The 12,091-nt window shown below is 73.3% G+C and carries 7 protein-coding genes; all 7 read right to left on the reverse strand.

Annotated features, from left to right (window positions below):
• Nucleotides 1-10: 10 nt before the first annotated feature.
• The 7 genes from HLH27_RS02770 to HLH27_RS02800 all read right to left on the reverse strand — a co-directional run bounded on the left by HLH27_RS02770 (nt 11) and on the right by HLH27_RS02800 (nt 12,013).
• Nucleotides 11-1,237, reverse strand: coding sequence for a glycosyltransferase family 4 protein (locus tag HLH27_RS02770; protein ID WP_182947598.1), 1,227 nt, complete (start codon nt 1,235-1,237; stop codon nt 11-13).
• A 112-nt stretch (nt 1,238-1,349) separates the two neighbouring features.
• The gene (locus HLH27_RS02775; protein WP_182947600.1) at nt 1,350-2,636 is read right to left on the reverse strand and encodes a hypothetical protein; all 1,287 of its coding nucleotides are present in this window, start codon (nt 2,634-2,636) and stop codon (nt 1,350-1,352) included.
• Nucleotides 2,636-5,599, reverse strand: coding sequence for a glycosyltransferase (locus tag HLH27_RS02780; RefSeq protein WP_182947602.1), 2,964 nt, complete (start codon nt 5,597-5,599; stop codon nt 2,636-2,638). The genes HLH27_RS02775 and HLH27_RS02780 overlap by 1 nt, the downstream gene beginning before the upstream one ends.
• 39 nt (nt 5,600-5,638) lie before the next feature.
• Nucleotides 5,639-7,402, reverse strand: coding sequence for a tetratricopeptide repeat protein (locus tag HLH27_RS02785; protein ID WP_182947604.1), 1,764 nt, complete (start codon nt 7,400-7,402; stop codon nt 5,639-5,641).
• Nucleotides 7,403-7,897: 495 nt separating this feature from the next.
• Nucleotides 7,898-9,331: an HlyD family type I secretion periplasmic adaptor subunit gene (locus tag HLH27_RS02790; protein WP_182947605.1), complete on the reverse strand. Its 1,434-nt coding sequence runs from the start codon at nt 9,329-9,331 to the stop codon at nt 7,898-7,900.
• On the reverse strand, nt 9,328-11,505 hold the full coding sequence (locus HLH27_RS02795) for a peptidase domain-containing ABC transporter (RefSeq protein ID WP_182948104.1): 2,178 nt from the start codon (nt 11,503-11,505) through the stop codon (nt 9,328-9,330). The genes HLH27_RS02790 and HLH27_RS02795 overlap by 4 nt, the downstream gene beginning before the upstream one ends.
• A 115-nt stretch (nt 11,506-11,620) precedes the next feature.
• Nucleotides 11,621-12,013: a hypothetical protein gene (locus HLH27_RS02800; protein WP_182947607.1), complete on the reverse strand. Its 393-nt coding sequence runs from the start codon at nt 12,011-12,013 to the stop codon at nt 11,621-11,623.
• Between the last annotated feature and the right edge of the window lie 78 nt (nt 12,014-12,091).

Genomic DNA, 12,091 nt, shown 5'->3' on the forward strand with positions numbered 1-12,091 from the left:
GGAGGGACCTTCAGGCGCCCCGGCGCGCCACCCGGTCGATCAGGTCGCGGTAGCGCGCCAGATAGGCCGCCATGTCCAGCGTGCGCTCGGCCTGCCGGCGCGCGCCCCGGCGCAGCCGGGCGGACAGGCGGGCATCGGCCAGCACTTCCAGCACGCCCTCGGCAATGCCGTCGGGGTCCAGGAACGGTACCAGCCGGCCGGTGCGCCCGTCGGCCAGGAATTCGCGCACCGGCACCGTATCGCTGCCGACGATCGCGCAGCCCATCGCCATCGCCTCGCGCAGCGACCAGGACGCGACGAACGGGTAGGTCAGGTAGACATGCGCGTCCGACCGGCGCAGCAGCGCGCGGAACGTGTCGTAATCGACCCGCCCCGCGAAATGGACCCGGTCCGGATCGATCCGCCCCGCCAGTTCGGCCATCATCCGCGCCCGCCACGCGCCCTGCGGCAATCTGGCCCCGTAGCTGACGCCGTCGCCCCCCACCAGCACCACCCGCACGTCCGGCCGGGCCGCCAAAATGCGCGGCAGGGCGCGCATGAAGACATGAAAGCCGCGATAGGGCTCCAGGTCGCGGGCCACGTAGGTGACCAGCCGGTCCTGCGGCGCGATGACCGTGCCGGCGACAGGCAGGGGCCGGCGGAAGGCCGACGGGTCGGGGGAGCAGGCGGACAGGTCGACGCCTTCGGGCAGCAGGGCGATCCGCTCCCGCGCCCAGTCGGGATAGGTCATCCACTGGAAGCGGGTGGGGGTATGGCCGTGCCCACCCAGCGCCAGCGCCTGCAGGTTGACCGCGTTCCTGGCGCGGATGGTCGGGCGGATGCTCTCGGGCGACGGGAATTCGGGGTCGAACCCCACATCCAGCGCGTCGGCATGGTAGAAGAATTCGAAATAGCCCAGCACCGGCACGCCGGGGAACACGTCGCCCAGGTTCAGCAATTCCCCCCAGCCATGATGGCCGATCACGATATCCGGGCGATAGCCGAGCTCGCGCAGGCTGAGTGCCGCGCGCGCCACGCATTCGGCCCGCAGCAGCGCGAGGTCGAAATCCCGCGCCCCCGGATGCACGCCGTCCATCCCGCCGCGCGGCAGGCGATAGGCCACGCGGCGCACACCCTGGATCTGGCTGGCATTGGGTTCGCTGATGAAGACGATCTCGTTTGCCGGGTCCTGGGCCAGATGCCGCAGCAGATGCAGGAACTGGCCGGGAAAATTCTGGTGAACGAACAGATATCTCAAGACATCGTCCCCGGGCCGGTTGGGGCATGCGGGCCGGTGGGCGCGGGCGGGACAGCCGGCATGTCCCGACCGGCCCCGGGCTGCCCGGTGGCGCGGGCAGGCCGGATTCCGCTCACGGGTCCTGTCGGGACCGGCCCCGCGCCGCCATCTGCCGGCGCGCCTTCAGCAGCCCCACACGCGACCCCGGCGCCTTGCGGCCCCGGCCGGGGCGCGTGGCATCGGCGGGCACGGGGGCGGCGGGCACGGGGGCAGCCGGGGCCTTCACGACCGGTTCGCCGGTGCGGGTCCGGCGTTTCCGGGCGGCCGGGGGCGCCATCGCCGGGTCGGCCCCCTTCGCCGGCTCCGCCACCGCCGGAGGTTCCGGCAGCGGTCCGGCAGGTTTGGCCCTGCGGCTTCGCGGGGCCTTGGCCGGAGCCTCCGCCGCCGGTGGGGCGGGCTCGGCCGGCTTGCGCGCGCGGCGGCCGGCTTTTGCCGCCGTCGCCCCGGCCAGCAGCGCCTGCTCGCCTTCATCGGGATGTTCGGACGGGGCCGCCGGCAGGATCTCGACGCGGAAGGCTTCCAGCGGGGCCCCGCTCTCGGCCTCGGCCACCCCGCCATTCGCCACCGGGCCGGTGCGGCTGCCATCGGTGAAACTGGCCCAGACGCGGCAGCGATACCGGCCGGCGGCCGGCGGCTTCAGCCGGACGCGCAGGCCCAGGATCGGCAGCGCCATGCCGCGACTGCCGCAGAACTGCCCGCCCGAGGCCCAGGGCGACAGCCAGCCGCGCCCCAGCACCGCCTGATATTCGATCTCGTCGGGCGCGATCAGCCGGGCGGGCGCGATGGCGAAGCCCTCGATCCAGTTCCGGCTGCCGGGCGTGCCCATCCAGTCCGCCAGCGCGGTCGCCACGTCGCCACGCCGCTGGATATGCGCCGTCAGCTCACCCGTGGCGCCCTTGTCGCCCGCGCCCTCACCCTTCTGCCCGGCGGGCGGCGGCGGCGCGGGAAAGGGCGGCGCGGCGCCGGGGGCCGGCGGGGGCGGTGCGGCCGCCGCCGGGCCCGGCGCATCGGCCAAGCGCACCACCTGCAGGCGCGGGGTTTCGGCCAGCCGGGCCGGGTCCTGGTAGATGGTGATCAGGATCTGCCCGGCCGCCGCCGGCACGCGGACCAGCGCGGCATTGCGCGCCGACCCCAGCCAGCCCTCGTCGTCGAAGGTCGCGATCCCCACGCCCAGGCCGCCCGGCCCCGGCGCGCGCGAGATCCGCACGCCCGGCAGGTCCTCGCCCGCCGCCCCGGCCGGCCCCTCGGCGCCCGTGGCGTGGAAGATGCAATACAGTCCCGCATCCAGCGTCATCAGCCGGCCGGCGACCTTCAGGTCCAGGATGCGGCCCGGATTGTCCATCGTCATGCTGTCGGGCATCAGCGGGCCTTCCGTCGACGGGCGGGGGAACGGATGGCGTGAGGTGCCGGCAGGCGGTCGACTGGATGCAAGGTCGCGATCTCCCTTTTCTCCCGGCGGCCCGTGCCGGCCGCCCCGATCCGCCCATAAGACAGCAAAAACGTATTCAATTCGTGAATGGACAGCTCGGGCGGCAGCACCGTGCCGCGCCCGGTCCGGCGCACGCGTTCGGCCGGCGCCCCCAGGTCGAACACCACCGCGCGCAGCCCCGCCTGCCATGCCAGCCCCAGCGCGAAGCACCAGGTCTCGGGCCAGATCGAGGGCAGGAAGGCCAGGTCCGCCCGCTGCGCCGCCAGCAGCGCGGCGCCGTCGGCTTCCGCATAGGGTCCGGTGACGAACACCCGGCCGGTGGCCATCAGCGCGTCGTCGTCCGGCGTATGCCCCACAACGACGAATTCCAGCGCCAGCGCCCGCGCGGCGGCATCCTGCGCCGCCGCCAGCAGGACGCGGTACCCTTTCTCGACCCCGATCGCGCCGGGGACCGCCACCCGTATCCGTGCCCCGGGGGCCCGCGCCCGCGCGGGGGGCGGCGCCTCGTCGTCCAGCGGCGGCACCACGCCGATCGCAAGCCCGGGAAAGGCCTGTTCCATCCGGCGGGCGGTATCGGCGGAGGGCGCCGTGACCGACGCTGCCCCGCGCAGCACGGTACCCGCGCGGGCGCGATAGGCCGCCAGCCGCACGGGCACCGGGCCCGTACCCGTCAGCAGGCTGTCCCCCGTGCGCAGGCAGGCGGCGCACCCCGCCGGGCCCGGCATGCCGCAATGGCGGCCGGACGGGTCCACCAGCGCGACGCGGGGGCAGAACCAGGCGTAATCATGGACATGCACCGCATAGGGCACGCCCAGCCCGGCCGCCAGCGTCGGCGCGTCGAGGGTGTGGCCCAGCCCGTGATGCCATTCCATCCGGCCCACCCCCGACGCGCGCAGCACCGTCAGCAGCAGGTCCCGGTCCGCCGGCAGGCGAAAGCGCGGCATGGCGGCCCCCGCACCGGCCGCCGCATCTTCCAGCCGGCAGCCATCGGGCGTGGGGCGCAGCACCACCGGCCGCAGGCCCTGCGCGCGCCACATCCGGGCGCGGTCGCGCACCACGCGCTCCACCCCGCCACCCTGGTCGTGCGTGACCAGCAGCACCGCCCGCCGCCAGCCGGCGCCGCCGCGCCGCCAGCACACCAGGTCCAGCCGCCGCCGGGCGACAAACAGCGGATCGGCCACCAGATGGGCGGCGACCAGCCCGCCATAGCCCGGATGCAGCCGGTCCAGGATCGCCAGGTTGCGCCGCAGCAGCGCCGGGCCGGCGGCACCGAACGAGGCCCCTCCCGCATGGCCGACAAACGCGCCGGGTGCGGCGACATGCCGCCAGCCCGCCCCGGCGGCGCGGCGGCAGAATTCGTTCTCCTCGCCATAGCCCTGCGCGAACAGGTCGGCCCGAAAGGGCCCGGCGGCGGCCAGGCAGTCATGGCGGAGGAACAGGCAGAACCCGTGGCCGGTCGGCACCTCGACCGCCTGCCCGCGATTGGCCGCGCGCGCCGCCGCCATCAGGCGGTCTACCGTCTCCAGGTCCGGCATCGGTGCGGGCGGGTCGCCGGGCAATGCGTCCGCGCCGGGCCACGAGAACAGGTCGGCGCGGTTGGACAGCGGCGTGACGGTGCCGATATCCGCCGCGCCATAGGCGATGTCGGCCAGTTCCTCCAGCCATCCCCCGGCCACCAGCGTATCGCTGTTCAGCAGCACCACATCCTGCCCCGCCGCCGCGCGCAGGCCCGCATTGGCCGCGTGCGGAAAGCCCAGGCAGCGCGGGTGACGGATCAGGCGGATGCTCCCCGCATGCGCCCGCCGGTCCAGTTCGGCCGCCAGAACCGGGTCCGGCGTCGCGTCGTCGACCACGATCACCGTCACGCCGTCGCCCACGCTGGCCCGTACCGATTCCAGGCAGGCCAGCGTGGCGGCACGGTCGCCATGCACCGGGATGACGATGGCCGGCCCGGCCCGGCGCGGCGGCACGGGGGGCGGCGGGCGGACAGGCCCGCCCGGCGATGCCGCCGGATGCACCGCCAGCGGGCTGCCCGGCAGGTCGCGCCCATCCGGCCCTTCCACATGCAGCAGGCCGGGCGGCAGGTCCGCCGCCGCCACGGCGAAGCGGCGGGGGCGGGCCAGCGGCAGCAGGCTGTCGGCCTCCGGCGCGGCATCGGCAGCGATGACACGGCGGATCGGGCGCCTTTCCGCGTCGCGGATATGCAGGACGGGCGCATGATCCGGGTCCGACGGATGCCACGCCCAGCCCGACAGTCCCTCCGATCCGGCCGTCACCAGCCCGTCGATCCGTTGCAGGGCCGCCGGCTCCAGCGGGCTACCCAGCAGCGCAGCACCACCGGCCAGCACCTCCACCCGCCCGGCGCGGCGCCAGCGCGCGGGCAGCAAGGTGCCGTCCATCGCGCCCGGGACCGGCCGCCCGTCGACCAGGACCGTCACCGCCGGCACCCCTGCCCCCAGATGCAGCCGCCCGCTCGCCGACAGCCCGCACCAGCCCGGCCGCCCGGCCAGCATGGCCAGCCGCGCGCAGAATGGCTCCATCCCCTCGGATGGCGCGTGGCGGGACAGGGCCTGCTGCCCGGCGGCGATGGCGGCCGCATCCTCGCCCGCCATCAGCAGGGCGGCGGCCTGCGCGATCCAGCCCTCGCGGAAATCGAAACGCCCGGTCAGCGCGCGCAGCACCTGCGCGGCACCCGCGCCGTCGCCGCCGCGCAGCCGTGCCATCGCCAGCGGAAAGGCCACCACGATGCTTTCCGGCGCCAGACGGTGGGCCCGTTCGTACCACGCCCATGCGCTGGCCGGGTCGCCGGACGCCTCGCACGCCCGCGCCCGGTGAAAGGCCGACTGGGCCTGGGCATCGGCCCAGGCCTGCTGGGCCGCCGGGTCCTCCGCCATGGCGCGGCCGCTTGGGGGTACCGTGCGCGCCGGTGCCACTCAGCCGGCCTCGGCGCCGGCCGCCGGACCGGTGCCCAGCCTGGCCAGCTCGGCCGCCGCATCGGGCACGCCCTGTGCTGCGGCGCGTTCCAGCCACAGCCGGGCCTCCGCCGGGTCGGTCATGCCGGCCAGGCCGCGCAGCAGGTAGCGGCCCAGCATCAGTTGCCCCAGCGCGTTGCCGCGTTCGGCGGCCATGCGGAACCAGTGCTGGGCCTCTCCACGATCCACCGGCACATCGTGGCCGCCGCCCAGCAGCGCGCCCAGCGAGAACATGGCATCGACCTGCCCCTGTTCGGCCGCCGCCCGATAGAGTGCCGCCGCCCCCGCATGGTCGCGCGGGCCGCCGCGCCCGGTCAGCATCAATTGCGCCAGCGCCACCCGCGCATCGTCCATCCCGGCTTCCGCCGCCCGCGCGATCCAGCCCCGGCCCGCCACCGCGTCGGGCGCGCAGCCGCGCCCGTCCAGCAGCATGCGGCCGTACCAATATTGCGCGTTCACCACGCCATCGGCCGCGCGCAGCATCCACGCCGCCGCCGCCGGCTCGTCCCGCGCCATGCCCAGCCCGTGGGACAGGCAGATGCTGAAATTGAACGCCGCGACCAGGTCCCCGGCCTGGGCCGCATGGGCGAAATAGCGCCCGAGATCGCGCCGGTCGTCCTCCGACACATCCTGCTCCAGCAGCAGGTTGCCCAGATCGGCCCCCGCCCGGTCGTCACCCAGCGCGGCGGCCTGGCGGAAGCAGCGCGCGGCCTCGGTCACGTCGCGCGGCTGGCCGGCCCCGGTCAGGGCCAGCATCCCCAGCGCCCGCCACGACGCCGCATGGCCCGCCGACGCCGCCCGCCGGTACCACAGCGCGGCCTCGACATAATGCGGCGGCAATTCGCCGCCGGCGGCGTACAGGTCGCCCAGCAGCGACGCGGCCTCGCGATCACCCGCCAGGGCGGCGCGTCGCAGCCAGCTTTCCGCCCGCCCCGCATCGCGCGCGCAGCCCCGGCCCTCCAGCAGCGCCAGGCCGAACCGCGCCTGCGCCGCGCGCACCCCGGCCTCTGCCGCACGCCCATACAGCGCGGTGGCCGCCGCGACATCCCGCGTCACGCCGCGTCCCTGTTCGGTCAGCGCCCCCAGCATGAACTGCGCCGACCCCAGCCCGGCCTCGGCCGCCACGCGCAGGGCCCCCGCCGCCCGCGCATGCCCGTCCCCATCGGTCGCCGCCCGCAGCCACAGCAGCCCCAGCCCCAGATGCCCCTGCGGGCAGCCGGCGCCGGCGGCACGGGCAAACCAGCCCTCCGCCGCCGCCGGATCGCGCATGTCCGCCGGCCCCTCGGCCAGAATATAGCCATACAGCGCCTGCGCATCGGGCGATCCGGCCTCCGCCGCCAGCAGGGCCCACCGGGCGGCCTCGACCGGGTCCGGCACCCGGTCGGCCGGCGTTTCGGCCACCAGCCGCACGCCCTGACCGGCCGCCCCCTCGCGCGGCAGGCCGAACAGGTAGAGCGTGCCCAGCACCATCCGCGCCTCGACCCACCCGGCCTCGGCCGCGCGCCGCATCCAGCGCGCGCCCTCCACCAGGCTGGGCGGCACGCCCGTACCGTCCAGATACGCCCGCCCCACCCGAAACTGCGCCTCCGGCATCCCGGCCTCGGCCACGCTGCCCAGCAGCGCCACCCCGGCCACCACATCCCCCTCCTCGATCAGCCGCACCGCACGCGCCAGCCGCGCCCGAAGCGAAAACCGCGCGCCCAGAGCGGACAGAACCCGCTTCATGCGCTGACCCGGATCGGATAATTGCTGATCTGGACAGCATGTGTTGCCCGCGCGGACAGGCAAGGGCTTTGCCCTTGACCCACCAAAGGGCAGTCGCCCTTTGGAAACCCGGTCGTTATCAGAGGATTTGCGCCAACGGACGGAAAGCCACGGTTAGACGTCAAGACGATCCGGCATGAGTCGTGCAGCTTCAATAAAGAAAAATGATTTAGATAAAAAGAATTTCCAAAATCCATATGCCAACCGCGCGCTGCCAGGCAGCGGCGCAGCACAGCCCCATCGGCCGTAAACACCGCAATTACGAACCGCGCCCCGGATCGGGTCAGGCCGCAGAGTTTTGGCCCGCAAACGTGGGCTGGTGAGCGAGAGCGGCCCACAGGGCCGCGCCCGTCGTGCGTTTCCGAGCACCGGAGCGGAGCGGCCTTATGGGCCGTGAGCACCGGAGCACAGGAAACGCGCGTCGGATCGCCACCAGCGCGCGTTTGCGGGCCAAAACTAGGGTTCGCGCATGCCATTGGTTATTATCGGCACCAGATGGTTCAGCAGATATTGCATGATGGTGCGGCGGCCGACATGGATGTCGGCTTCGACCGGCATGCCGGGCTGGGGGTGGAAAAAGGGCGGCACGCCGTGCAGCGTGTAGCGGTCGACCCGCACCCGCGCGCGGTAATAGGCCTCCATCCCGCCCGTATCGGCCGGCTGGGCGGGGGCGGACGCGCCCGGGGTGCCGCGCCCGTTCTCGCCGGGGGCGAAGGAATCGGCGCTGATGACGCGCACGACCCCTTCGGCCCCGCCATATTGGGTATAGGGGAAGGTCGCGAATTTCAGCAGCACATGGTCGCCGGCCCGGATGAAGCCGACATCGGAGCCCCGGATCGCGGCCTCGACCTCCAGCCCGCTATCGACCGGCACCAGCGTCATCAGTTGCGTGCCCGACTGCATGACCGAGCCCACGGACAGGGCGGCGATGCTCAGCACCACCGCGTCGCGGTCGGCGCGCATCACCATCATGCTGTGCCGCAGCCCGGCCTTGCGGGATTCGTCGCGCGCGTCGGCCAGGTGATGCTGGGCGGTCGCCAGGTCCTCGTAGACCCTTGCCTTCCAGTTCTGCACGAAGCCGTCGCGTTCGGCCGTCACGGCCTCCAGCTTCGCGCGGGCACTGTCGGCGGCCTGGTGGGCGGCGATCTGGGCGCGCTCGACCTCCATCAGGTCGTTCTGCGCCGCCAGCGTGGACAGGCGGCTGCCCACCTGGTCGCGTTGCAGGCGCAGGCGCATGGCATGCACGTTGGCCGCCACGCGGGCGCGGGCGCCATACATGGCGGCATCGGCCAGATTGCCCTGCATGTCGCTGCGCGCGCCGGCGATCTGCTTGTCGTAATTCTCGACCCGGGCGGTCAGCTCGGCCCGGCGGCGGGCGAAGGCGGCGGCTTCCTGCATCGTGGCCGGGTCGGCGGGGTCGGGCGCGTACTCCCGGCCCTCGGCCTCCGCCGTCAGGCGCGCCACCTGGGCGGCATAGGCGCCGGCCTGCTGGCCCATATCCTCGACATCCGCGCCGGTCACGGTCGGGTCCAGCCGGGCCAGGACCTGGCCCTTATGGACGAAATCGCCCTCATGCACGTCGATGGAGCGGATGATCGCGGTTTCCAGCGGCTGGACCACCAGCGTCGCCTCGGTCGAGACCATCCGCCCCTGCGACGTCACCACCTGGTCGAGCGGGAAGACCGACATCACGACCACGCCCATGATCGCGAGCGCGGAGATGATCCACGACAGATAAAGCGCCGAGGCGGTGGGCGGCAGGTCGATCAGCGCCAGGCTGGGCGAATGGAATTCCAGCAGGGCGCGGGGCATGTCGCGCTCGGCGGTCTCGGGCAGGATATAGGCCTCGACCGCATCGGTTTCGGGCGGCACCAGGGGGGTGGCGGTCATGGCGCGTCCCCCTCGGCCAGCATCGCCGCCGGATGGGCGTGGGCGCGGCTCGCCTCGTGCCGGTTCTGTTGCAGCCACAGCGCGCGGTAGATGGCGCAGCGTTCCAGCAGGACGGCGTGGGGGGCGATATCGACCACCAGCCCCTGGTCCATGACGCAGATCTGGTCGCAATCGACCAGCGAGGACAGGCGGTGCGAGACGATGACCATGGTGCGCCCACGCGCGATGCGTTGCAGGTTGGCGTTGACCACCGCCTCGCTCTCCGGGTCCAGGGCCGAGGTCGCCTCGTCCAGGATCAGCAGCTTGGGGTCGCAGATCAGGGCGCGGGCGATGGCCAGGCGCTGGCGCTGGCCGCCGGAGATGTTGGTCGAGCCTTCCTCGATCCAGGTTTCGTAACCCGCCGGCATGCGCTCGATGAATTCCTCGGCGCCCGCCAGACGGGCGGCGCGGATCACGTCGTCCAGCGTCAGGCCCGGCCGGCCGGCGGTGATGTTGTCGCGCACCGTGCCGCGGAACAGGAAATTGTCCTGCAACACCACGCCCAGCGACCGGCGCAGATGCGTCAGGTTGATCTCGCGCAGGTCCACCCCGTCCAGCCGCAGGTAGCCGGTATAGGACCGGCTGACGCCCTGGAGCAGGCGGGTGACGGTCGACTTGCCCGAGCCGCTGCGCCCCACCAGCCCCAGCGTGCTGCCGGCCGGGACGTCGAAGCTGACGCCCGACAGGGCGCGCGTGGTGGCGCCGGGATAGGCGAAGCAGACATCGCGGAACGACAGGGCGCCCCGGATGGCGGGACGCAGGCCGGTCGTCAAGGCCAGGCGCTCGGTCGGCCGGTTGAGCACGTGCCCGGCCTCGCCCAGCGCGGTGCGGACCTCGTTCAGGTCGTCCAGCAGCCGCGCCAGCCCGACCAGTGGCGAGGCCACGCGGCCGCCCAGCATCATGAACGCCATCAGCGCCCCGCCGCCCATGTCGCCGCGATGGGTCAGGATCAGCCACGCGCCCACCAGCAGCACGCCGCGATTGATGAACAGTTCGAACGGCTGGGCCACGGTCGCGGCCATGTTGCCCATCCGCCCCGCCGCCAGCCCCCACAGGGCGGCCTCGGCCGAGCGTTCGTCCCAGACCTGCCGCCGCGTCTGTTCCAGCGCCAGCGTCTTGACGGTGCGGATGCCGGCCACCGTTTCGTGCAGCACGGCGCCGCGCGCCATGTCGGCGGCCACCTTGCGGCCGATCAGATACCCGACCGGCCGCACGAAGCCGAACACCACCAGGCCGATCCCGCCGGCGGCGGCAACGGTCATCCAGGCCAGGGGCATACTGAAATAGAACAGGAACGGCAGCACGACGACCAGCGTGAACAGGTCCAGCACCGTGTTCATCAGCTTGCCGGTCATGAAGTCGCGCACCTTGTAGATGGCCGATACGCGGCCGATCACCTGCCCGGCCTGCTCGCGCTCGAAGAATTCCAGCGGCAGGGACAGCAGCCGGTCGAACACCAGCAGCGAGATCCTGGTATCCAGCCGCGTCGTCACTACCAGCGCCAGCTCGCGCCGCGCATAGGTCAGCAGCACCTCGTAGAAGCTCATGACGCCCAGGATGGCCGAGACCGAGACCAGGGTGGCGAACGAGCGGTAGTTCACCACCTTGTCGATCACCTGCATGACGATCAGCGGCGGGAAGATCGCCAGCACGCTCAGCACCATCGAGGCCAGCAGGATATCGCGCAGCAGCCCCTTCTCGCGCAGGACCATGCGGCCCAGCCAGGCGGCGTTGACCGGCGCATCGGCCTCGCCCTGGTCGCGGCGGCGCTTGACCAGCAGCACGTCGCCCGTCCAGACCCGCGCCAGGCGCAATTCGTCCAGCGGCACGGGGGGCGTGCCTTCGTCGCCCAGCGGGTCGCGCAGCCATACCACGCCGCGATCGGGGTCGCCCGCCACCATCAGCCCCGCCGAGCCGTCGCGAAACATCAGCACCAGCGGCGGCACGTTGCGCAGCCGCACCAGGTCGCGCCAGCGCAGGCGCATGCCGCGCGCCACCGCCCCCTGGTCGTTCAGCCACCGCGCCAGCGCCGCCGGCGAGGGCGCGGCCTCGCCCGGTTCGGCGACGAAATCGCGCACATCCATCGACAGCCCATGATACCGCGCCGCGGCGACCGCCGCGTACAGGCGGATCATCGTCGGCGTGAGCCGCGCATCCGTCCCCTGATCTGGCCCCTGCTCTGGCTGCGCCACGGATCGTCCTTCGCTGGTCCCGGTAGGGGGAGCCTAGAGCGCGAAGACGAATGGACGGTTAATGCGCGGGTGTGTCCGCCACGGGCAGCCAGGCGGGGCGATAGCGCGCGGCGACCACGCGATTGGCCTCCAGCGCCTGCCGCGTGCCCGCGCGCAGGGCAGCGGGCACCACCACCAGAACCCGGGCGAACCATGGGCGCCGGCCGGTGACGCGGGCGCGAAACAGGTCGGCCAGCATGGCGGCGATCGCGCCGTCGGGCGTGCAGCAGGCGCAGCCCCCGCCATGGGCGAAGGGCGACGGCGCCGGCAGCACAAGCTGGTCCAGCCACTGCCCGCCGCCGCCATCGGTGCCGGCCATGCGAAGCACCAGCGTCGCGCCGTCGCCCGGCATGCGGGCGAATGCCGCATCATCCGTCAGATCCAGCGCGATCCGCCCCTCATCGCCCCGCATGATGTCCCTCCCCGCCAATCAGCGGAGAGTCTATCACATCACGCCATGCCGATGGGGAGGCGCCCTGGACGCTGTTTG

This window comes from Gluconacetobacter takamatsuzukensis (genome assembly GCF_014174275.1).
GTDB lineage: Bacteria > Pseudomonadota > Alphaproteobacteria > Acetobacterales > Acetobacteraceae > Gluconacetobacter > Gluconacetobacter takamatsuzukensis.

Coding starts and splice junctions, on each gene's coding strand:
- HLH27_RS02790 (WP_182947605.1), bottom strand. CDS start 9,331: ATGACCGCCACCCCCCTGGTGCCGCCCGAAACCGATGCGGTCGAGGCC.
- HLH27_RS02775 (WP_182947600.1), bottom strand. CDS start 2,636: ATGCCCGACAGCATGACGATGGACAATCCGGGCCGCATCCTGGACCTG.
- HLH27_RS02785 (WP_182947604.1), bottom strand. CDS start 7,402: ATGAAGCGGGTTCTGTCCGCTCTGGGCGCGCGGTTTTCGCTTCGGGCG.
- HLH27_RS02800 (WP_182947607.1), bottom strand. CDS start 12,013: ATGCGGGGCGATGAGGGGCGGATCGCGCTGGATCTGACGGATGATGCG.
- HLH27_RS02780 (WP_182947602.1), bottom strand. CDS start 5,599: ATGGCGGAGGACCCGGCGGCCCAGCAGGCCTGGGCCGATGCCCAGGCC.
- HLH27_RS02795 (WP_182948104.1), bottom strand. CDS start 11,505: ATGATCCGCCTGTACGCGGCGGTCGCCGCGGCGCGGTATCATGGGCTG.